Annotated in this window: 18 protein-coding genes; 8 read left to right on the forward strand and 10 right to left on the reverse strand. The window is 51.2% G+C overall.

The annotated features are described in order from the left end of the window. Positions 1-88: 88 nt before the first annotated feature. Positions 89-1483: a sigma 54-interacting transcriptional regulator gene (locus ACGHM3_RS20390; protein WP_345423421.1), complete on the reverse strand. Its 1395-nt coding sequence runs from the start codon at positions 1481-1483 to the stop codon at positions 89-91. Positions 1484-1686: 203 nt separating this feature from the next. Between ACGHM3_RS20390 and ACGHM3_RS20395 the strand changes: the two genes are divergently transcribed. Genes ACGHM3_RS20395 through ACGHM3_RS20405 form a run of 3 tightly spaced genes read left to right on the forward strand, consistent with a single transcriptional unit; the run spans position 1687 to position 6028 of the window. After that, entirely contained in the window at positions 1687-2583 is an 897-nt protein-coding gene (locus ACGHM3_RS20395; protein ID WP_345423557.1) for an MBL fold metallo-hydrolase, read from the forward strand. Positions 2584-2617: 34 nt separating this feature from the next. Further along, positions 2618-4282, forward strand: coding sequence for a beta-lactamase hydrolase domain-containing protein (locus ACGHM3_RS20400; RefSeq protein ID WP_345423424.1), 1665 nt, complete (start codon positions 2618-2620; stop codon positions 4280-4282). 33 nt (positions 4283-4315) lie between these two features. Next, entirely contained in the window at positions 4316-6028 is a 1713-nt protein-coding gene (locus ACGHM3_RS20405; RefSeq protein WP_345423427.1) for a sulfate permease, read from the forward strand. A gap of 208 nt (positions 6029-6236) precedes the next feature. On the opposite strand, the gene ACGHM3_RS20410 is transcribed toward ACGHM3_RS20405, so the two are convergent. Beyond that, complete coding sequence (locus ACGHM3_RS20410) at positions 6237-6665, reverse strand: OsmC family protein (protein WP_345423430.1); 429 nt, start codon at positions 6663-6665, stop codon at positions 6237-6239. A gap of 633 nt (positions 6666-7298) precedes the next feature. Here ACGHM3_RS20410 and ACGHM3_RS20415 point away from each other — a divergent pair. Continuing rightward, a complete protein-coding gene (locus ACGHM3_RS20415) occupies positions 7299-8348 on the forward strand; it encodes a putative zinc-binding metallopeptidase (RefSeq protein ID WP_345423433.1) in 1050 nt (349 codons plus the stop codon). 118 nt (positions 8349-8466) lie between these two features. Here the strand turns inward: ACGHM3_RS20415 and ACGHM3_RS20420 are convergent, their stop codons facing one another. Beyond that, on the reverse strand, positions 8467-9444 hold the full coding sequence (locus ACGHM3_RS20420) for a DNA topoisomerase IB (protein WP_345423436.1): 978 nt from the start codon (positions 9442-9444) through the stop codon (positions 8467-8469). 184 nt (positions 9445-9628) lie between these two features. On the opposite strand from ACGHM3_RS20420, the gene ACGHM3_RS20425 reads away from it, so the two are divergent. Together ACGHM3_RS20425 and ACGHM3_RS20430 are read left to right on the forward strand one after the other, a co-directional pair. Next, on the forward strand, positions 9629-10066 hold the full coding sequence (locus ACGHM3_RS20425) for a hemerythrin domain-containing protein (RefSeq protein WP_345423439.1): 438 nt from the start codon (positions 9629-9631) through the stop codon (positions 10064-10066). A gap of 29 nt (positions 10067-10095) precedes the next feature. After that, entirely contained in the window at positions 10096-11385 is a 1290-nt protein-coding gene (locus ACGHM3_RS20430) for a DUF2254 domain-containing protein (protein ID WP_345423443.1), read from the forward strand. Between the two features lie 15 nt (positions 11386-11400). Here the strand turns inward: ACGHM3_RS20430 and ACGHM3_RS20435 are convergent, their stop codons facing one another. From ACGHM3_RS20435 to ACGHM3_RS20450, 4 genes are all read right to left on the reverse strand, one after another. Continuing rightward, complete coding sequence (locus tag ACGHM3_RS20435; protein WP_345423446.1) at positions 11401-12033, reverse strand: hypothetical protein; 633 nt, start codon at positions 12031-12033, stop codon at positions 11401-11403. Between the two features lie 164 nt (positions 12034-12197). Next, entirely contained in the window at positions 12198-12746 is a 549-nt protein-coding gene (locus ACGHM3_RS20440; protein ID WP_345423449.1) for a peroxiredoxin, read from the reverse strand. A 94-nt stretch (positions 12747-12840) separates the two neighbouring features. Beyond that, positions 12841-14190, reverse strand: a complete 1350-nt coding sequence (locus ACGHM3_RS20445) for an aspartate aminotransferase family protein (RefSeq protein WP_345423452.1) — start codon at positions 14188-14190, stop codon at positions 12841-12843. 214 nt (positions 14191-14404) lie between these two features. Then, complete coding sequence (locus tag ACGHM3_RS20450; protein WP_345423455.1) at positions 14405-18853, reverse strand: PAS domain S-box protein; 4449 nt, start codon at positions 18851-18853, stop codon at positions 14405-14407. 287 nt (positions 18854-19140) lie between these two features. Here ACGHM3_RS20450 and ACGHM3_RS20455 point away from each other — a divergent pair, with 287 nt between their 5' ends. Continuing rightward, positions 19141-19899 carry a queuosine precursor transporter gene (locus tag ACGHM3_RS20455; protein ID WP_345423458.1) on the forward strand — a complete coding sequence of 253 codons (759 nt, stop codon included), beginning with the start codon at positions 19141-19143 and terminating at the stop codon, positions 19897-19899. 65 nt (positions 19900-19964) lie between these two features. Here ACGHM3_RS20455 and ACGHM3_RS20460 read toward each other — a convergent pair whose 3' ends face one another. After that, on the reverse strand, positions 19965-20768 hold the full coding sequence (locus ACGHM3_RS20460; RefSeq protein WP_345423461.1) for a sulfite exporter TauE/SafE family protein: 804 nt from the start codon (positions 20766-20768) through the stop codon (positions 19965-19967). Positions 20769-20893: 125 nt separating this feature from the next. Further along, positions 20894-21433, reverse strand: coding sequence for a DUF2878 domain-containing protein (locus ACGHM3_RS20465; protein WP_345423464.1), 540 nt, complete (start codon positions 21431-21433; stop codon positions 20894-20896). 56 nt (positions 21434-21489) lie between these two features. On the opposite strand from ACGHM3_RS20465, the gene ACGHM3_RS20470 reads away from it, so the two are divergent. Beyond that, the gene (locus ACGHM3_RS20470) at positions 21490-22290 is read left to right on the forward strand and encodes a crotonase/enoyl-CoA hydratase family protein (protein ID WP_345423467.1); all 801 of its coding nucleotides are present in this window, start codon (positions 21490-21492) and stop codon (positions 22288-22290) included. Between the two features lie 199 nt (positions 22291-22489). Here the strand turns inward: ACGHM3_RS20470 and ACGHM3_RS20475 are convergent, their stop codons facing one another. Next, positions 22490-23284, reverse strand: a complete 795-nt coding sequence (locus ACGHM3_RS20475; RefSeq protein WP_345423470.1) for a LuxR C-terminal-related transcriptional regulator — start codon at positions 23282-23284, stop codon at positions 22490-22492. Positions 23285-23610: the final 326 nt, after the last annotated feature.

The following is a 23610-nucleotide window of genomic DNA, read 5'->3' on the forward strand; positions in this document are numbered from 1 at the left end:
TTGACGCACCTAACTTGAGTAGTGCGCCACAAACAGGGGAGCCTTGCGGCTCCCCTGTTTTGTATTTAGCTTTTATTTTCAACGGAAACTACTTGCTGAGTTCTACTAACTTGTGATTTAGCTTACGATACAACGAGCGCAAACTGATCCCCGCCACCTTGGCCACCCGCTCTTTATCGCCCTGATATTGCGCCATCAACTGCTGCAGATAATTGCGTTCGGCGGTTTTTAAATCCGGCGGCGCTTCCCAGGCTTCCGACGGCGCACTACTGTTTAACTGTTTTAATGGCTCGCTGGGCAAAGCCTCTGGGGGCGGCGCCGAATCCGGCCAATCTATCTCCAAGGCTTGTTGAATATCTTGGCCTTCCAACACATTGGTATCCGATAAAATAACCGCGCGATTTAAAATATTGCGCAATTCCCGAATATTGCCGGGAAAGGCATAACCACTAAGCTCCGCCACAGCGCTACCAGTAATATGAATTTCCTTGCCGGGGCTGATGCGTTGCAACAGGCTTTTGGCCAGTAAAGGCAAATCCGCCAAGCGCTCACGCAGTGCCGGTAAGCGCAAGGGAAACACGTTAATTCGGTAATACAAATCCCGCCGAAACTCCCCTGACTCCACCATGCGTTTCAGATTTTTATGGGTGGCACACACCAAACGAAAATCAGAGTGGCGCAATTGCGATGACCCCACAGCTCGGTAGGTGCCGGTTTCGATTAAACGCAGCAGCTTTACCTGCATCGACAGGGGCACATCGCCAATTTCATCCAAAAACAAGGTGCCTCCGTCGGCCAGCTCCACTAAGCCGGTACGACGACTACTGGCACCGGTAAAGGCGCCCCGCACATGGCCAAATAACTCGCTTTCAAACAGGGTATCGGTTAACCCCGCGCACTCTAGCGTCACCAGCGCTTTATCCTTACGCAGGCTGGCCTGATGTATGGCACTGGCCACCAACTCTTTACCGGAGCCAGACTCTCCTAACAACAACACCGCCGCATCACTGGCGCTTACCCGAGCCACCTTGGCCAGCATTTGATTAAACACCGGCGTTTCACCCACCAGGCTTTTTCCGCTACCCGCCCGGGCGCCGGCCATCGGTACTGCCCGCATTAATTCCACAAAAAATTGCGGCTGGCCCTGGTCGTCGGGGATGGGGATTAGCTCCACGTCCACATGCTCTGGGCCGCGAGGGGTTTGGTGAACATGCAGTACTCGCTCTTTGTGACCGGATTGCACAGCCGCCCCTAACGGGCAGTCTTCTCCTGCCTGGTCACAGGGGATGGAGTAGCCGTGGGAGACACGATAACAGTGCTGGCCCTCAGCCTCGGCATCCCCGAACAGTTGGCGGTAGCGCTGATTAGTGGCCAATATTTGGTAGTCTCGGCTAACCAGTATCGCTGGGCAATCGTAGCCTTCCAACATATACGCCATAGGTTGGTGCGGCAATGAAGGGCCATCAGTGGCGATCACAGACATAACATTGCCATTTTTGACAGAATAAAAACCAAATCTGGCACCCACCGCAATATTTGTCAAACTTGAGTCTTACACCCAAACTAAAAACGAAAAAATCGTATGTTTTTCAATTGGTTACGAAACCACCCTGGGTGGCATAGATGGTGCTAGCTGATCATTTTGATAAAGCTGAAATATTAGAAGCCATAGCCGGAGCCAGAAAAATGACTCAAGCCAACGTAAATATCCCCGCCACTATCCCAGAGGTAGCGACTTTTTTCGATAAAGACTCCAACACCTTTTCCTACGTGGTCATCGACCCCAGCAGCCAACACTGCGCCATCGTGGATTCGGTATTGGATTTTGACTACGCCTCAGGCAATACCCACACCAACGGCGCGGACGATATTATCGCCTACGTCAAAAAGCACCAGCTCACCGTAGAATGGCTGATAGAAACCCACGTCCACGCCGACCACATCTCCGCAGCGCCCTATATTCAGCAGCAAGTGGGCGGCAAACTGGGCATCGGCGAGCACATACTCACCGTGCAGGAGACCTTCGGCAAAATATTCAATGAAGGCACCGACTTCGCCCGCGACGGCTCACAGTTCGACCACCTATTTGAGGACGGCGAAAACTACCAGGTTGGTGGCATCAACTGCACAGCCCTTCACACGCCCGGGCACACCCCAGCTTGTATGGTGCATGTTATTGGCGATGCGGCTTTTGTCGGTGACACCTTATTTATGCCCGATGCCGGCACCGCGCGGGCGGACTTCCCCGGCGGTGACGCCGGTGTACTGTTTGATTCCATTCAAAAAATTCTGGCGCTGCCGCCACAAACTCGCATTTTTATGTGCCACGATTACCAGCCCAACGGCCGCCCACTGGAATTCCAAACCACCGTGGCACAGCAACGGGACGACAATATCCACGTTAACGCCGGCACCGCTCGTGAGCACTTTGTGCAGCTGCGCGAAAATCGCGATGCGACTCTGTCCATGCCGCGACTGATTTTGCCGTCGCTGCAAGTCAATATGAAAGCTGGCCACCTACCCGAGCCGGAATCCAACGGCGTGGCTTATTTAAAAATTCCCCTGAATCTTTTTCATGAATGATTAACCTGTAACAATAACAATAAAGGAGCGGCCTATGAAAATTTCCCAGCTGTCAGATCAATACAGTGTTTCAGAACAAATTACCGAGGCAGACATCGACCAGCTGGCCTCGAAGGGCGTGCAAACGCTAATTTGTAACCGGCCAGATAACGAAGCCGCAGATCAAACCGCCTTTGCCGATATCGCGCAAAAGGCGGAGTCTCTGGGTATAAAGGCGGTTTCCATCGCCTTTACCGGCACCCAAATGAGCGACCGGCAGATATCCGAGCTGGCCGATATTTTGGCCGGAAACCAGCGCGTGCACGCCTACTGCCGCACCGGCAATCGCTCCACCAAAATATGGCAGGCTGTTCAGGCCCTTACAGACCAAACCAAAGCAGACCAAACCAAAGAAAACCAGACCACAATAGAACAGGACACAGCAAGCCAGGGCAGCAACCCAAGCCCTGGGGCGGAGGTAAAAAAAACCACTGCTGCCCACTGCGCTAAACCCACCTACACGGTGGTTATTGTCGGCGCCGGCACCGCGGGTATTGCCGTGGCCACCAGCCTATTAAAACGCAAAGCCAAAATTCGCATTTGTTTGATTGACCCTGCCGAGCAGCACGCCTACCAACCGGGTTGGACCATGGTGGGTGGCGGCGTGTTTGACGTTGAAACCACCCTACGGCCAATGCACACAGTGATCCCGGATGAAACTACCTGGCTAAAAAATGCCGTCACCCGTTTTGACCCGGACAACAACCGAGTGCACCTGGACGATGGCTCGGAAATTTATTACAACCATTTGGTGGTGGCAGCAGGCTTAGAAATACACTGGGCGGGGATAAAAGGCCTACCGGAGACACTGGGCAAAAACGGCGTTACATCCAATTACAGTTATAAAACCGCGCCTTACACCTGGGAACTGGTGTCCAGTTTAAAGGGCGGTAAAGCAGTCTTTACCCAACCTCCCATGCCCATTAAATGCGCCGGAGCACCGCAGAAAGCCATGTATTTATCCGCCAGCCACTGGCGCCGTAATTCCGTGTTGGATAAATTCGATATTGGTTTTTACAACGCCGGCGGCGTTCTATTTGGTGTGCCCGCCTATGTACCGGCGCTGCAAAGCTACGTTGAGCGCTACGCAATTCACCTGAATTTCTTGCACAATTTAATCGCCGTTGATGGCGATAATAAAACCGCTACATTTACTCATACCCCGGCCGAGGGTGAAGCCCGCGAAGTTAATGTTGATTTCGATATGCTGCACGTTTGCCCGCCCCAGAGAGCGCCGGAATTTATTCGCAACAGCCCTCTGGCAGACGCCGCCGGCTGGGTGGATGTGCACCCGCAAACACTGCAACACACACGCTTTAACAATGTGTGGGGGCTGGGCGACGTTACCAATACCCCCAATGCCAAAACCATGGCCGCAGCGCGCAAGCAAGCGCCCTTGTTAGCACACAACATTTGCGCGACCTTGGATAAATTACCCCCCAGCGCACACTACAACGGCTACGGCTCCTGCCCACTGACCGTGGAGCACGGTAAAATTGTGCTGGCCGAATTCGGCTACGAGGGCAAGCTGCTGCCGACCTTTCCCACATGGATTAACGACGGCACCAAAGCCACCAGCCAAGCCTGGCACCTAAAAGCCGACTTTCTACCCTGGTTTTATTGGAACGGCATGTTAAAAGGCCGGGAATGGTTAGTGTAACCCAAAAATAGACGATAACGCCGAGCCCGCCTGATGACGTTGTTCAACGCCCTACCTGCCGCCAACTGGCTGCGGGTCTATGACCGTTCACAATTAATTGCCGACCTCACCGCCGCAATTATTGTTACCATTCTGTTAATACCGCAATCCTTGGCCTATGCCATGCTGGCACAGGTGCCGCCGGAGGTGGGTTTATATAGCAGCATAATGCCGCTGGTGGTGTACGCCTTGCTAGGCACCAGCAGAACGCTATCGGTGGGGCCTGTTGCGGTGGTCTCGTTAATGACGGCCACCTCATTGGGCAGCATCGTACAAGCCGGCACAGCGGACTACCTCACCGCCGCCACCACCCTGGCGCTGTTATCCGGTATTTTATTAATACTGATGGGCTATTTTAAGCTGGGGATGATCACCAATTTTTTATCTCATTCGGTGATCTCTGGGTTTATTACCGCCTCGGGCATCATCATTGCGCTGAGCCAGCTAAAACATATCTTCGGAGTCAGTGCCCATGGCGACACCCTGGCGGAGTTGCTACCGAGTCTGCTATCCACTGCTAACCAGAGCCATTGGATTACGGCACTTCTGGGATTAGGCATGATTGGATTTCTGCTGCTAAGCCGCAAACACGCCACCGCGTGGCTGCAGCGCCTAGGGCTTAACGAAAGCACGGCCCGCACCCTGACTAAAACGGCACCCATTGTGGGTATTTTTGCCAGTATTGCCGCGGTATCGGTATTTTCACTGCAGCAACGAGGCGTTATTATTACCGGCCATATCCCCGCCGGGCTGCCGTCTTTATCTTTGCAATGGCCAAGCACGGAGCTACTGCAGCAATTACTGCTTCCGGCGTTGCTGATTTCTTTGATTGGCTACGTGGAATCCATTTCTGTGGGTAAAACTTTGGCCCATCGCCGGCGACAGAAAATTAATGCTGATCAAGAACTCATTGGCTTGGGCGCGGCCAACCTTGCCTCTTGCGTGTCTGGCGGTTACCCAGTCACCGGTGGGTTTTCGCGCACCATTGTGAATTTTGAAGCCGGCGCACTCACCCAAATGGCCAGCATTTTAACCGCCATCGGCATTGCCATCGCATCTGTGTTTTTAACGCCGGTACTGTATTTTTTACCCAAAGCCACCCTGGCCGCCACCATCATTGTGGCGGTAATTGGTTTAATCGATTTTGGCATTATTAAAAAAACCTGGCGTTTCGCCCGTAGCGACTGCTATGCGGTTCTGGCCACCATCGCCATTACGCTAATTTACGGCGTGGAAATTGGCGTCGCTTGTGGCGTCGCGGCCTCCATCGGCATGCATCTTTACCGCACCTCCAGGCCGCACATTGCCGAGGTCGGCCTGATCGAAGGCACCGAGCATTTTCGTAATGTTGAACGTTACCACGTGCAAACCGTGCCAGAGATTCTAAGTTTACGGCCAGACGAAAGTCTGTTTTTCGCCAACGCTCAATTTTTGGAAGAAACCATCAGCACTGCGGTGTACGAACGCGGCCAAATCGCTCATATTATTTTGCAATGTAATGCAGTAAATGAAGTAGATTACAGTGCTCTGGAGATGTTAGAAACGGTAAACGAACAGCTGCAAGACCAAGGCGTTCAATTGCATTTGTCTGAGGTAAAGGGGCCGGTGATGGATAAGCTACGCCACACAGGATTACTTCTCAAATTATCGGGAGAGGTTTTTGTGTCGCAGTATGACGCCTACATAAAGGTGCGCAAATTGCTGTAGTGAACGGAGTAGTGAACGGAGTAGTGAACGGAGTAGTTAACGGAGTAGTTAGCGATAAGGATCAAGGGATGGTAAACGCACTGGCCCCTGGAACCGCTTTTCTACAACAACTTACTGAAAAATCAATTACTGAAAAAAAGCGTCTTGAAAATTATTTCTCGAATGACCATGCGACTAGCAGCCCGGGAAGACTGCTAGAATAAGACTCTTAAGCGAGCTCAATACTCAAACTGATTTCTGCGTTTAACAGCTTAGAGATAGGGCAAGCGCCCTTGGTTTTTTCGGCAATGTCTTTGAACGTCTCTTGGTCTACTCCTGGCACCACAGCCTTTAGACTCAGCGCCACTGCCGTTACCGCAAAGCCGTCATCTTGTTTTTCTAGTGAAACATCGGCATCGACATCCAGGCTCTCGGGTGGGGTATCGTTTTCGGTTAGCGCCAGAGATAATGCCATGGCGTAGCAAGACGCGTGGGCAGCTCCCACCAGTTCTTCCGGATTCGTCCCCTGCTTATCTTCAAAACGGGTGTTAAAGCCGTATGGTTGGCCAGATAAAACACCACTTTGAGTGGATACCGTACCACGTCCTTCTTTAATCGTGCCAGCCCAGTGAGCTGATGCACTGCGTACAATTGTCATAAAGTTCTCCAAATAATTTTCTTTGCGCGGTAGCGTTATTAAATGTGGTTGTAAATATCGTGTGTTAGTAAACACGCGTGATTACTTAACCATTGCGCCGGCCTGCACAGCGTGGTTTCAATCGCTGTATCTGTATGCCGACCAACCGACTAATAAGCCACCAAATTTAACCACATGGGCATTTGCGATGTTGTGATTGCAAATAGCCTCGTGGTTACCTTAGCAATGGTGTAGCAATCCTTAGGCCAGCAGCCTACATCAGCAAAAATTAGCGGTAATCCAAGACTAAAAGGTAATACCTGACTAAGGTTTCTTGCCCGCCTATTTGTAGGTTGTACAGACATCGCTGTAAATTTTACCGGTTCGACGGCTGAATCCGGCGCTGGTAGCCTGTTGAGGCTAGCATCTGCAATACCTTGCCCTCTTCCTTTCCTTGCCCCTATCATTACCCTATATAGGTCTTTGAACGCTTTTTACGGTGATTCGTCATCTGTAGCGATGACCGTGCAGTTGCGCACGGCTTTTGCATCCCAACACCCAACGCCGAGCGCCATATTCGGTGGCGCAGCCCCACCTTACTTTGCGTGTTACCGCAATCAAGCGAGAACCGCCATTAACAACAGAGCCTTTACCATGAAGCTTTTTTCTTGCCCGCAATGCCAACAGCCCCTGTATTTTGAGAACAACCAATGCTTGCAGTGCAAACAGGCCGTTGGCTTTAACCCGGCCAGCCTGAACATGGAGCCGGTGATCTCTGACGCTGCACAAAGTCAAAGCGCCACCGTGCGCTGCACAAACCACAGCCGTAATGGCTGCAACTGGTTAATACCTGCCGACCACGCCGGTGGCCTGTGTCAAGCGTGTGAATTAAACCGCTACATCCCCAATCTAAAAACCGAAGAAAGCCAAAATCAATGGCAGGAATTTGAGCAAGCCAAGCGGCGTTTGGTGTATTCGTTAGTGCGATTAGGGCTACCCGTAAGCAGCAAACGCAGCAATGAGGATGACGGCATATCGGTGGACTTTATCGATCCAGATGCCCCCCTGCCCAAGGATGCTGTTAACACCACCGGCCATGCCGACGGACAAATTACGGTGGTCACCAACGAGGCCGACCCGGTACAGCGAGAACAAAACAGAATTGATCTTGAAGAGCAGTACCGCACATTGCTAGGCCATCTACGCCATGAGATAGGCCACTACTATTGGGATGTGCTGGTTAAAGATAACGCTAGCTTACTGGCAGATTACAGAGCCGTCTTTGGTGACGAAAGCCAAGACTACGGTGTCGCTCTTGAACATCACTATGCCAATGGCGCACCGGAAGACTGGCCACAACATTTTGTGAGCGCCTACGCGTCGTCCCACCCCTGGGAAGACTGGGCTGAATCCTGGGCCCACTATATGCATTTGGTGGATTTAGCGGAAACCGCAGCCGCATTTGGGTTTAGTATACAACCCACCGTGGCCAACGATGACCAGCAGCTAACCGTCACCCAAGTGTGTGATCCGTTTTCCGGTATTGATTTCGCGACCTTGGCACAACAGGCCATTGCTGTTTCGATTACTGTAAACAGTTTCAATCGCAGCCTCGGCCAGGACGATGCCTACCCCTTTGTGCTCACCGAAACCATTCACAATAAACTAAATTTTATACACACCGCCATCAGTCAGCAGGTTTAGGCTTCGCTATAGGTATCGTTTGCCGATTTTACTTTATGAATCTTTTATGAGTGTTTACGAAACAGCTGTGCTACCGCATTAACATATGCGCTAAAGCATCTCATTGTTTTTGGCCTTTCTATTCAGCCTTCTGCAACAGAGCCAAGGTAGCGTATTCCTCTTCCGACATTAGTTGTTGCTTGAGCTTTTTAAGCTGGCGCCGAAAGTGCGCCAGCGTTTTACCGCATTCGTACTGTAAAATAACCTCCGGGTGAATATAGCTTGCACGACACACCGCCGGTGTATTGCCCAGCTTTTCCGCCACGGATTTAACGGCTTGCACAATGTTGGATTGATTTTGTTTTTTATTCTGGCAAGCGCCCTGTTGTTCTAGGGCGACGGCCATCAAAACCGTTCCGGCCCAGGTTCTAAAATCCTTGGCACTGAAGTCCTCACCCATTACCTCCGTTATGTAGTCATTCAAATCACCTGCGCTAAACTGCCTGCGCTCTCCATCGGGTAGCGTTACGTCGAAAAGTTCGTAGCCGGTCATGGATTCCAGTTCTGCCAGCACCTCACACACGCTATCGTTACGAATCCAACGATGTTGCTCTTTACCGGATTTACCGGTGTAAATAAACTCGGCGCCCTCGTCGGTAAACGTCAGGTGTCTGTCTCGTAAAGTGGTAAGGCCATGGGTACCATTGGCCCGGGTGTATTCCGGGCTACCCGGGCGAAAAAACGCTTCATCCATCATCCGCGTCATGCAGGCCAGCACGGCGTTGGCATCCACCGGCCGCTGTAGCAGGTGTTGCCCGGTGACCCGGCGCATAGTTTCTAGCTGGCTACCAAAACGCAAGATTCGTTTAAATTTGGTTTTTTCTGCGGCCTCGGTCCAGGCTTGGTTGTAGATGTACTGCTTGCGCTGTTTTTCATCTCGCCCAGTGACGTGTATCTTTGCGTCTCTATCCAGGTTAATTTCTACGTCCTGCCAGGCCGGCGGTATTACCAGGGAAGCAAACCACTGCCGCAAGGCCTTGCTCTTTACGGTTTTGCCACTGGCATAGCGGTAGGTAAAACCCTTGCCATGCTTTTTTCTTACTACGGTTTGAGCCATAACTTTCGCCTAAAGCCACCTATACCCTTGGAACAAACTACATATTCCACTGCAGTTCGCCTGTAACAATTACAAAAAGCCCTCCAGCCAGGGCTAAACCTCCCGGTAAATCGGTATCTGCAAAGCTGGACTAAAAATTGCCAGCAATATCCAAACCGATAACAACATTATGAGAACCGTGACAATGAACATTTTCGAAGCTTTAAGGAAGGACCACGATAAGCAACGTGCATTATTAGATCGCTTGTCTCACACCAGTGGCGCCAGCGACGAGCGTGTGTCGTTGTACGCAGAATTGAAAGAAGAGTTGCAACACCACGCAGTGGCTGAAGAGCGTCATTTTTACTCGCCATTAATCGACGTGGACATGACCATCGAATTGTCGCGTCACGGCATCGCAGAACATCACGAAATTGACGAGTTGCTGGAAGAAATCGACGACGCCGACATGAGCACCTCAGCGTGGATGGCAGCCTTTAAGAAACTAAAGCATAAGGTAGAACATCACCTGGAAGAGGAAGAACAAGAGTTCTTTCCGGTGGCTGGGCGCGCTCTATCCGAAGAGCAAAAACAGTCCCTGGCGGAGGAATACGCCGCGGAAATGCACGAACAGGCCGCGTAATAAACGCCACCTACGGCTAGGGAGTAGCCATGCTCACACATTTAAACAACCTATGGCAGCGGCTGCGAGCTAGCCTGTGGTTGGTGCCCAGTGTTATGTGTCTTGCCGCGTTCGGCCTAGCTCTATTGGCGGATAAACTGGATAGAATTTACCATGTTTCCGGCGACGGCCGTTGGCCCAAGTGGTTGATCTACCAAGGCGACTTGGAGGGCGCACGCACGCTGCTATCTAGCGTGGCCGGTTCTATGATTACCGTAGCGGGCACCACTTTCTCTATTACTATGGTGGTGCTGCAACTGGCCTCTTCTCAATTCGGTCCCCGCCTGCTCACCAATTTCATGCGTGACACTGGCAACCAGTTTGTACTGGGCACGTTTGTGTCTACGTTTTTGTATTGCCTGCTGGCTTTGGGTAACGGTGGTGGCATCAGCGGCGAGCCACCAGCCGTATCCGCCACATTAGGGCTGTTGCTGGCCGTCCTCAGTGTATTTGTGTTTATCTATTTTATTCACCACGTGAGTTCCACTATCCGCGCAGAACATGTGGTTCAGATGGTTGCCTTTGGCAGCGTTAACGCCATTAAGCGACTAACGTCTCCCTCGGAACAGGACGTAGATCAAGACTTTTCACTAGACGATGCCCTCTCCGGCCACGAAATCCATGTACGAGCTCTCCGCTCGGGCTACCTCCAAGCCATCGATGAGCAAGGGTTAAGCGACACGGCCTCGAGCCTTGACGGGGTGTTTAAGGTGCATTTCCGCCCGGGCAAGTTCATCACCGCAAACGACTGCTTAGCAACCTTGTTTACCTCACAAGCCAAGAACAAAAACAGTGACGATTACAGCGGTTACTTTATTATCGGCCACTGCCGTACCGACGAACAAGACCCGGAGTATGGCATTAGTCAACTGGTTGAGGTTGCGGTAAGAGCGCTATCGCCGGGGATCAATGATCCTCATACAGCGATATCGTGTATTGATTGGTTGAACAGTGGTTTGAAGGAAATTGCCAATCAGCCGCTGAAAAGTGACTACTGCTGCGATGAAGAAGGCGAACTTAGACTTGTGCGCTGCAATTCAGACTTTGCCGGGTTGCTCAACACCGCCTACGACCAAATACGACAGAATTCCATCGCCAGCCCGGCGGTTGCGATCCACCTGGCAGAAGCCCTGGCGGATCTGTACCAAGTGACGGAGTCCGAAACCCGCCGGGGCTCGGTGCATCACCAGGCTCAATTAATTTTAACCGCCGCTAAACAAAGCCAGTGGTTGGAGAGCGACCTGGAAGATCTGGAAAATCGATACCAGCGATTAAACTAGCGCAGCACAAAAAAACTAGGGTGCTTCTATTTGCGCTTTTAATGTTTCAACCTCTAGTCGGCGGCCCTTGTCCGCCACCGGGCGATCATCCCGCGCCGGCGCTGCGGCGGCGATGGCCAAGTACTGCAACGCTTTGGCACTGTCTTTTTTGCTGGCCGCGTATTCCGCCAGCCAATAGTTGATATCAATGCCTTTAGGGTTGAGCGCCAGCGCCGCATCTAAATATTGTTGGGCTTTTTTATCGTTGCCAAAAGCCACGGGCCAACCCGGTACTTTGAAATACAAGGTACCCAGGGTGGTGGAGGCGGCACCTTGCAACGCAGACGAGTCCAATTCGATGGATTTTTCCAAATCTTTTTTGGCTTGTTTGGCAAACTTTAACGCACCCATGCCGCCTTTCACCGAGGCGTAGGTTGAATACACAATGCCACTCCAGGCGAAGACTTCTGCACTGTTGGGGTTCGCCTGCTTGGCGGCCTCTGCTCGGCTGAGCAGTTGCTCAAGGAATTTTTCTTGTGCGCTGCCGCTCAGTTCGTACTTACCTTTGGCCCATTCGGTTTGTAATTCATCGTAAGGTTCCGCCGCCCAGGTAACACTGGCCGAGACTAACGTAGAAATAAGGATAATACATCGGAGAAAGTTGATCACAGTCTTTGCCCTTTTACCTGTTATTGCTGGTACCTGTTATTGCTGGTACCTGTTATTGCTGGCACCTGTTTTTTTGGCTTGTGCCTGCCATTGGGAAACGAACCCAGCAGGCCCGTTAAAATCGTATGTTATCGTTTATGCTAGGCGTTTTGCCGTGCGTTATTTCACTGATCGGCCTGCCACTGTTTAATCGCTCTTAAACTTTCGGCGATATGGCTTTTGGGCTCCATGGTGTGATGCACGTAAATGATTTCACCACTGGGCACCACCACGTAAGAGATTCGATCAGCCAGCTTACGGTTGGGCAAAAAAGCATCGTACTGTTCAACCACCTTTGCACTTGGGTCAGCCAAAACGGCGAACTTATCTCGGCAGTCGGAAACCGAAAACTCTTTTAGCGTATCGATCTCATCGGTGGATACACCCACCACACGAGCGCCCAGCTGGGTAAAGTCATCGCTTGCTTCGGCAAATTCGTGGGCTTCTATGGTACAGCCCGCGGTAAACGCCTTGGGGTAGAAATAAACCACAACCGGCCCCTGCTTAAGTTGCTGCTGCAAGTCAAAATCAAAGGCTTCTCCAGCCAGCGCACCAGTTAACTGAAACATCGGCGCCTGGGTACCGGACTCTAATGCGGCATTTGCCGTTACTGCCGTTGCCAGCAACGCCACAATGGCGGCCAACTTTGCTTTTTTTGTTTGCCAATAACTCATGGTTGCGTCTCTTTTTATAGTTAAAATCTTATCTTATAGTTAAAATCTTACCGTTTACGTCTCGTCGCTTACGCCGTTTTTGAGCAAGTGCCAGTTATGTCAGCTCAGCGATGCAATCGCCCAAGGCACTGTAGATATCATCCAGCTGATTTAGTTCGGCGATAAACGGCGGTGCTATGGCAACTGTATCGCCGCCGTAGCGCACGTAAAAACCCTTACTCCACATTGCCATGGCTACCTGATAGGGCCGTAATAAGGGCTCTCCAGGTGCCGGCTCAAAGCTCACGGCACTGGCAGTACCACTATTGCGGATATCACTCACGTAGGGTAAGCCTTGCAGTTGATGTACGCGCTGTTCAATCTCTGGGATTAAACCGTGGGCACGCTCTATCAGTTGTTCTTGCTCTAATATATCCAGAGTTGCCAGGGCCGCAGCACAGGCCACCGGGTGCGCGGAATAGGTGTACCCGTGGGGCAGCTCTAGCTGGTAATCTGGGCCTGCGTCTTCCATAAAGGCATCGTAGATGCCCTGCTTACAGGCCACCGCGCCCATGGGAATGACACCGTTGGTGATTTGTTTGGCCACATTGATCATATCCGGCACCACGCCATAGGCCTCGGCACCCGTTTTATATCCCAGTCGACCAAAGCCGGTGATGACTTCGTCAAAAATTAGCAAGATGTCGTGGGCTTGGCAGATTTCGGCGATTCGCTGCAAATACCCCTTAGGCGGCGGGATCACCCCACCGGACCCTGCCATGGGCTCTAGAATGACAGCCGCTATATTGCTGGCATCGTGCAATTGAATAAGGTCGATCAGTTGCTCCGCCAAATGAGCGCCCTGCTCGGGCTCGCCACGGGTGAAGCGGTTTTCGGGCAACAATGTAGAGGCCAGATGGTAGCTTTCTATTCCGGCACCATACCAGGCCCGGTTGGCAGGCAATCCACCCACACTGATGCCACCAAAATTTACCCCGTGATAACCCTTGGCGCGGCCAATAAATTTAGTTTTGGTGCCCTTACCCAGTTTACGCCAATAGGCCCGGGCGATTTTCAGTGAGGTATCTGCGGCCTCGCTGCCAGAGCCGGTAAAGAATATTCGGTTGAGCCCCGGCGGCATCCAATGGCTTAAGCGCTCGGCCAAAATAAAGCTTTTGGGCTGGCCAAATTGAAACCCTGGGGAGTAATCCAATTGTTGAATCTGGGCGGCTACGGCGTTGGCAATCTCGCTGCGGCCGTGGCCAGCACCGGTGGTCCATAGGCCGGATAAGCCATCAAAAATTTGTCGACCATCGGCACTGGTGTAAAAGCAATCTTTGGCGGCGACTAACAGGCGCGGGTCTTGTTTGAATTGTCGGTTGCCGCTGTAGGGCATCCAGTGAGCATCTAATTGGGCCTGCGTAACACCGGCGTATTTGCTAGCTGTTGTTTCTTGGTCAGCCATAGTTTCACCTCAGCAATCCTACTCTAGGGCGTGCACGCAGCAGGTGCTGCGCATTATGCTGGGAGTGTATACCCTTTGTTTTACGGCGCAATGCTTTTGATGAGCTCATAATCCGGCCCGCCGGAGGATAAACGAGTAATGGCCAAGGCTATTGATGGAACTGCCCCAATGGCAGTAAACTGAGATCAACCCGCCCTTCCATTTACCTCTCAAATTACCCCTCTACCGCAATACCTTGCTCTTTAAATTGCGTTCTCAATGCATGGTCACTGGCAATCACCAACTGATCAACTCCGACCAAAATGTGTTCTGACAATAACTCAACCGGCTGCAGTTGTTGGTCGGTTTTTAGTTGCTGCTCGAGCTTGGCAAATTCAGCGGATAACGCCTTTGCGCCCACCGTGGCGGCAACGCCTTTTAGCGTGTGTAACGATTCCACTACTGCCAGGTGATCATCCGCTGCCACATGTTGTTTTAATTGCGCCATCTGCTGATTAACTTCGGGGATAAATTTGTTCAACACCATCCCCAACAGAACGTTGTTGTCGCCAAAACGGCGTGAAATTGAAACAAAGGGTTCAACAATCTCTGTAGGATTGATGCTTCCTGAATTTTCCTGCGGCATGGGTGACTCGTTTTCGTCGGGCATGGCTGATGACCTCACCAGGGATAATAACATGGTAACGATGGTGTCCATTTCCATGGGTTTTACCAGATGGCCATCCATACCACAGGCCACACATTGGTCTTTATCGTCTTTTCCGGCATTGGCCGTCAATGCCAAAATCGGCAGCCCATCGAAGCGCCCGGTTGCTCTTATTCGCCGGCAGGCCTCATAACCGTCGATGTCCGGCATTTGAATGTCCATCAACACGGCGTCAAAATTTTGCTCGGAGTCAGTCACCATGGCCACGCCGCTTAATCCGCCTTCGGCCATTGCCACATTGGCGCCTTGCTGCTCTAGCAGGCGCTTAGCCACCATACGGTTAACCATGTTGTCTTCCACCACCAACAAATTAAACCCCAACAACCGCTGCGGTTGACTCGTCGCTGCACTCGGCAACTCGGCCTTGGTGCCGAGCGCTTGTTTTACCACAGACGCGATTTGATCAGGGAGAAACGGGTCGCACAAGAGCAATTCGCTGCTATCCTCGGCACTGCCTGCGGCGCCAATTTGAATCAATGGCACCGATAACTGTTGTAGCCATTGAGCCACCGGCTCAGCCACGGTGACCTGCTTGGGAGCCAATATCATAGCTGGGGAAATCTCCGGCACCGAGGTTAAATCGTTTTGCCGATAACAACGCACGGTCACCCCCATTCTATTGAGCTGCTGGGTAAGAAGCCGAGCAACGATGGGTTCATCGCTGATCACAAACGCTGTGGTGCCTGAAACTGTGCTGCCGCCACTCACCAATGGGGTGGCATCGGTAACCGGGAAAGACAGGTCAAACCAAAATTGCGTGCCTTGCCCTAGGTCGCTTAATAGATGCAGTTTGCCGCCGAGTAGCTCAACCAGTTTTTTGGAAATGGCCAAGCCAAGACCAGTACCGCCATATTTCCGCGTAGTTGACGCCTCAGCCTGGGCAAAGCCGGTAAATAATCGTTCCTGTTGATGTTTACTGATACCGATGCCAGTGTCGTTAACTTCAAAGCGCAACAGAATATTGTTGTTATCCTTCTGCACCTTTAACACTCTTAACTGCACATAACCGTGAGAGGTAAACTTCATGGCATTACTGGCCAAATTCAATAACACCTGTTTCAACCGGGTGGCGTCGCCCAATAATTTACTCGGCAAATCCGAAGGCACATCAAACACAATGCGTACCGGTTGTTTTTTGTTACTGCCAACCACGACGGCTAAATCTCGCATCAACGCCAGCATGGAAAACGAATGAATATCGATCTCTAATTTACTGGCTTCAATTTTGGAGAAGTCCAAAATTGAATTGAGCAACTCCAGGAGTGTTTGCGCGGCCTGGGCAGCGTCTAAGGCGTATTCCTGCTGTAGCTTATCTAGCGAAGTATTTTGTAATAGTTGCAGCATGCCTAAAACTGCATTTAGTGGCGTGCGTATCTCATGGCTCATGTTGGCCAAAAACTGGCTTTTAGCAGAGCTGGAGGCATCCGCATTCTGAATGGCTTGGCGCAGGGTATTTTCTTGCTGCAACTGTTGGCTAACATCTAAAACGGTGCCTGTTACCATGGCTGAGGTGCCAAGCGGTTGGTTCTCTACAAAGGAATTCACTCGTAGGTAGCGCACATCACCGGCTTTGTCGTAGATCCTAAAATCCATTTCGTGCCGCCCGGAGCGTTCGGCAGCCTTACTTATGCGCTTTGACATTCCCTCTCGGTCATCGGGGTGCACTCGCGATAAAAAATAACTGGCGCTGGGCGTTGGCAGGGTATGTTCATCTTCTTCAAACAATTGGTACATGCGGCGATTCCAATGGAAAAAATTATTCTGTGTATTCCACGTCCAGACGCCTAAGCCCGCCACTTCAGAGGCTATCTCCAGTTGTTGTGTTTTTTCCAGCAGTAAGGTTTGCCGGGCGATTTCATCGGCGACATTTTTAACAAAAATAACGTATCCGCTAGGCTTTCCTTTATCATCCTTCATCACCGAAGAAGATAACTGCGCGGGGAATAGCGTAGTATCTTTGCGACGGCACTCAATGGCGTTAGCGCCGATTAGTTTATCCGCGGCATTACCGGCTAAAAACTCGGACAGCGGCCGATTAATATTTTCGATGCTCACGATATCGGATAAAGAGCGCAGCCCCACTAATTCGTCGCCGCTATAACCAAACAAAAGCTCTGCACCTCGGTTAAACAACGTAATAACACCGTCTGTATCGGTGGTAATAATACCGACCCCAGCGTCGGTGGATAAGACACCTTGGAATAACACGTTTAAGTGGTCGCGCTCGGTGAGTAAGACCTTGGCCTGGGTGGTGTTCATACCCACCGTGTAGATACACTCCAATTCGCCATGCTCGTTGAAAGCGGGCACCACAACGCCCTGTAAGCAAAGAAACTCCCCGTTGGCACGCTTGGTAACGACCTCTCCACGCCAAATTTCTCCTTCATGAGCGCAGGCCAGTGCCTGCGCCCAAACGGTTTTATCTAGCGCAACTCCACGCTCGTCATCCAACGGCTTACCCAACAATCGATGGCGGCTCATGCCCATGGTATGGCAGGCATAGTCATTGACCTCTACCAATAAATTATCCGTATCCAAAATGCCAAACAGCAGTTGCTGATCGATGGTGTGCATAAGCGCTTCGTTTTCTCGCACCGCACGGGATAACTGGCGCTCACTTTCTATCAACTCAGTTGAGTCATAGCAGATAACGACAACGCCCTGAACCTCGCCGGCATCTCCATCCGGGATCACTCGGCTGACGACATAGTCCAAACCACCATCGTCGTTGTGGTAATTATTTTCGATCACTTGTTCAACGCCGGCCAGGGCCTTGTCTAGGCAACTCTGCAATCGACTCATCAACGCTGGGTGAATAAAATCAACTAGAGGCTGCCCAAGCATCCGCTCCACCGGTTGGTTAAATAGCCGAGCAAAGTCTGGCGACGCATATTGAACTGTGCGGTGGGCGTCAACGTAAGCAACCGATTGGGGAATCTTCGCCAGTATTTTTCCAGGTAAGTGAGTGGCATCAGCACCCACCAGAGGCTGTGCGAAGCCAGACTGGGCAGTATTCGCTTGCCCTTTCAGTTTAGGTGACGCCCATCGCCGGCCCAGTACCCAACCGGCTATCACTAACCCCAACGCAGCCATTGTAAAAGCGAAGGCGAACGACGGCGCCTGTGGGTATTGCAACTCTAATTGCGCTTGGCGCCCCCAAAGATCAATGCCGTGTTGCCAGCGGGAAGGCTCGCTAGTCCGCCACAGGGGTGATTGGTAAACCGTTTGATTGACGCCGCTATCGGGCAGAATCAAACGCAGCCCAAGAGCGGCCAAGGGCTGGCTATCAAAGGGTGACAAAATAACGTAGGTGCCGACCGCTACTGAAGGCGGGCTGAGCTGGCGCGACATCGGCACAAAAACCAATAAACCTAGGTTGTTGTTTTGTGGGTCTTTGATGGTTAAAACCGTTGCAGTACCACCCTCGGCAAACTGTAAATGTCGCTCTACGGCGGCCTTTAACGCAGCGGTAAGCGGCTTCGCATGGTTTGCCAATGCACTATTGGGGTTGGCGTGGTGCCAATAATAGTAGCCATCACCGGATTGCCCACCAGTAAACGCAAGGCCCGCCGGCGCTTCGCCGATCCAAAGTGCTCCAAAGCCTGCCGACTGCGCTAACAGAGCAGCCCCTACCGCCGCTGGGGCATCAGCCCAATAATCGTTGGCATTAAAGCTAGTAGACGTGGACGCTGCAGCGTCATCGCTTAACTGGCCAGCGCCGGGTAACGCCGCTGCCAGTGATTCATTAAGAGCAATGGCTGCGACTTCCAGAGCATTGACCTGCGACTGCAATTGAGCAGCAGCCAGCTGAGTGTTGCTGTTGAAAAAGGTATCCTGTTGTTGATTCTGAAGCCTAAAGTAATCCACCAGCAACCAAACCACCGCACCAGTTATAACCAATATTAATAAAAAGGCCAACCAGAATGTAGGATTTGCGTGACGCTGCGCGTTTGGCAAAGTTCGTCCCTTAATCGACACAAAAGTAGCCTAAGACTGGCAAATATTGGTGCCCATTCCAATCATTAAATTGTCTTTAGCGCCAACACTGTGTGAAGAAAAGCAAACCTTTTACAAACAACATGAACAATTGATCAAAAATAAAGCGAATCGCCACAATCAGTCCCTATCAGCGTATTTGCGCTATGTTTATTGATTGTGGCCGCACCGCTCTTGCACGCCATTGAGGAAGGCATTGGTATTTGATTATGATGTAAGCTTAGACAGAAATAACAGAGCCCACGCTTATGAAGGAATATTCCGCTCCACTGGCAATCAGTGATTCAGATTTGCAAGAACGGCGGGAACGCGTTTTTCTGGTGTTGGCGGGTGTGTTTATCTGCTCAATGACCATGATGAATATCATCGGCAGTACCCGCTTTATACAGTTAGGACCAATGGCACTCACCGTGGGAGTTTTACCCTACCCGCTGACCTTTTTGTGCACCGATTTAGTCTCTGAGCTGTACGGCCGCAAACGGGCCAATTTTTTGGTGACTCTTGGCTTAGCCATCAATCTGTTTATAGTCGCCATTATTTGGCTGGCCCATACTGCGCCACCGGTGCCGGGCATTCCTTGGATGGAAATACAATTGGTTGAGCCAGTCACGGGCTTACCCGGCCAGCAAGAAATGTCCGGTTCAGTGGAGCTATTCGATTTTATTTATGTATTCACGACTGGCGCGGTTTTCGCCAGCATGATTGCCTACGTAGCAGCGCAATATATTGATGTACGCTTGTTTCACTTTTGGAAATCCCTGACCCGGGGCAAACACCTGTGGCTACGCAACAATTTCAGCACTCTAATTAGCCAAGCGGTGGATTCCATTCTGGTGATTGGTATTGTGTTCGGCGGAGCATTTTTAAGCGGCGATATAACGCTTAAACAGTATCTGGGATTTATGGCCAGTAGCTACCTGTTTAAAATGGTTGCGGCGCTCATAGATACCGGGCCATTTTATATTTTGGTGGCCAAACTCAAACGTTTTTTGCAGATCGACCAATAACAATAGGTAAGCTACCTCTACCAAATTCCATGGTACAAGCCATGGAATTTACCCAAAGCAAAAGGTCACCCACCCACCACCTGCCAAAACATGCGCAGGCTAATTACCACCAAGAGCACGGCAAACACCTTGCGTAGAGTCGGCACCGGCAGTGAGTGCGCCAGGCGCACGCCAAACGGCGCTGCAATGGCACTGAATATCGATAACACCAAAACTGCCGGCAAATAGATATAGCCCAACACGCCCTGGGATAAATCCGTATGCTGCCAGCCGTTAATGAGATAACCCAGGGTGCCTGTTAATGCGATGGGTAATCCCAATGCCGCCGAGGTTCCCACGGCGTTGGTCATGGGGTGTTTACGCCAATTTAGGTACGGCACAGTAAGCGAACCGCCACCGATGGATACCAACGCAGATACGCCACCAATGCCTGCGCCAGCCGCAAACAGCTCGGCTTTAGCAGGGTTGGATTGGCTAGTCGCCTTAAGCGGCCGCCACATCTGCACCGCCACAAAGCCCATGAAGCAGGCAAAAAAAGTTGCCAATAATTGTGCCGGTAGCAGCGCCACCAAAAACGTTGCGAGAAAGGTACCGATTAACACGCCCGGCGTCATAGCGCGCCAGGTTACCCAATTCACTGAGCCTTTTTGATGGTGGGTACGGGCACTGGAAATAGACGTAGTGATGATGGTGGCCATGGAGGTACCCAGGGCCAAGTGCACGATTTCCGCCAGAGAAAACCCCATGGCGGCAAAAATAGCGCTCAGTGCAGGCACCATAATACCGCCACCACCAACGCCCAAAAGCCCAGCGGCAATACCTACTACAACCCCCAGAACAGGAAAAACAAGCAACAGCTCAGTGGACATAAAATCGCCTTAGCGTACAAAAAGCGCCACTGTACACCAAGCAGCCCGTTAAAAACTGACTTTTTACGCACCGATAATATTTTTTTAGCGCGGTAGAAGCACGACTTAAGCAGCCAAAAAAAGCGCTAGCCGCAGCCGCATTGGGCCGAGTGGGGCCGCCTGATGAACCTGGATTGATCACTAAAAATAGACAGCAGTAGCAGCCCCCAAAAGCCACTGTAGCTGGCTGCAAACCAAACAAAGTGAGGGATCTCGGCGGCATCCAAGCGGGCACCACCGTAGTAACTGGCCATGGCAGAGATAGCGCCAATACCCGCCAACCAAAGCTTGGGGATTCCCGCCAGCCACGCCATGGAGTGGTTCAACGTACAAGCAAAATAACACCATACCAATATTAGCCAAACGGGAACGCCCAAAATGGCCTCGCCACCCCTGAAGCCAATGACGCCGGTGTAACTCATAAGGCCATCGAACAACCCGCCAACCGGTACCACACATGCCATAATGGTTAGATCAGACAGCCTGTGGGGTGACACCACCCAGTGCAACACCAACCCTAAAACTAGCCAGCCAATAACTAGGTCTTGCTGTAATATGGCCAGCCACCACCCGGCTTGAAACCAGACCGCGTTGAAAATTGCAAATATTTTGGTGTTTTGTGTCATAGCATTCTATACGCACAGGTACCACACTAAGTTTAAAACCAACGCAGACAGCAACCATGACCAATACCAACGATCCAGTCACCGTTACTCAACAGGGTGGCATAGCCCAGGTACAATTGAACCGGCCAGATAAAAAAAACGCCTTGGACATCGCCACCTTTGAAGCGCTCATCCAGGCCCAAATCGACCTATCCAATAATCCGAATATTAGAGCGGTGGTATTGCACGGAGCCGGAGACGCCTTCTGCGCTGGGCTGGATATTTCTGTACTGACCGAAAGCGATGCCATCGCCAATTTAACTGAACGCACACACGGCATGTGCAATCTGTTTCAGCAAGCCGCCATGGGCTGGCATCAACTGCCGGTGCCTGTGATTGCCGCCGTGCACGGCCACTGCCTGGGTGGCGGATTACAGATTGCATTGGGCGCTGATGTACGCATCGCTGCTCCTGATGCGCAATTCAGTGTTATGGAAATCCACTGGGGGCTGGTGCCGGACATGGGGCTGACCGCACTGGCGCCCGGCTTGATTGCACGGGATCATCTCTGCGAGCTGGTACTAACGGGAGACAAAATCAACGGTTTGACGGCTGCGGAGATGGGGCTAATCACTCGCGTAGCGGGAGACCCCTTAAAAGAAAGTTTGGCTCTGGCCGGCAAAATTGCTCAAAAGTCACCTCACGCTGTCGTCGCCGCAAAGCGGTTACTGTCACCGGGTACCCACAGTGTGGCCCAGAAACTGCAATCGGAATCGGATGCGATGCAAGCTTTAATGGCTGGCGAGAACCAACGTGAGGCCGTCAATGCCCGCTTGCAAAAACGCGCGCCCAAATTTAAAGATCGAACGGTAGAATAGCCCTAACGCATCCATAGAACCGATTACGGTTAGCCGATAAAGATCGTCGCAACGGTGGCCCTACTCGCTTAGTGTATCGGCCTGTTTTCAAACTGACTATATCTTGCGACAAAGCATCGACAGTCATCCAGTCAACGAATGAAATAATCCCTCGATTGAACTGGAAGCTGGCTTACGCAAAAAACCAAGTAAAGCTCGGTTAAATAGAGAAGTCTTTACTGTTCAGTGCAGCGCTAAGCGCCGTTCGATTCTTCACACCAAATTTCTTGTAGATTCTTTTCAAATGATTTTCGACAGTGTATTCAGACAGTGACAAATTTGACGAAATCTCTTTATTACTTAACCCTTTTAGCACTTCACACACCACCTGCGCCTCACGCGCACTGAGCGCTGAGCTGCTTTTTCTCAAATTTTCAGCCAGATCGTTCTCGCTTACGCCAGACATACACGTTGTTAACGAAGTATCGACAATAAAATCCCGCGCATCCAGTAACCACTCTTCTACAGCCGGCATCGCTCTGTCAACTCGCAGATTTTTCATGGAAGTGGTGCTTTGAAAACCAACCACTAAATGTTTAGTACGCGACAATGAAAGCGACATACTGCAGGTTTGATGGTACCCGTAGCGCGATAAGCCGTTCCAATAGTTTGAATCACTAGGATTGTGACTTGAGCCGACAGCCTGAGCATTAGGATTATCTCGAGCCCGATAACAAAATGGCGTAAAGAACTCTTTGCTACGCTTCAAGGTCGGCACTGACCATTTATCGGCCTGTTCTGTTCTACCGCGAGGTAAAGACAAATCGTGCTGAAACAGCTTCGATTGATACAATTGGATCGCACCTTGTGGCGTCTGCCAATCGAAAATAAAGTAAACCGATGATTGAGAATTAGGGGCATTGCTGTAAAGAAATAAACTAATACCATCAGCATCCGAACGTCGTAAGACGTTTCGGGAATGACCTTGATTCATGATTTCAAACGAGTAGTTCATGACCTAACCCTCCAGACGGCTGCTTGTGAACAACCTTTATTTTTTATAGATAATACCTGGCCACGCTTGAAGCGCTGTCACCGTACCTGCGAGCAACCCCACCACACCTTAAAGCAGCTATCAACAGGCCAAATCTTCCCTCACCTTACGCTATGGTCACCGGTTAGCGCGAAAAGATAAATGACGGAAATCAGTCAATGCGCCCACCGAACGCACTAATTAGGATATCACTCATTGAAACCACCTTTTATGCGCTATCTAAATAACAATTATTTTTTTATTACCAATTAACACTATACAGACAGCTACCCGGCGCTTGAGTACCC

This window comes from Halioxenophilus aromaticivorans (assembly GCF_042850945.1).
Lineage (GTDB): Bacteria > Pseudomonadota > Gammaproteobacteria > Pseudomonadales > Cellvibrionaceae > Halioxenophilus > Halioxenophilus aromaticivorans.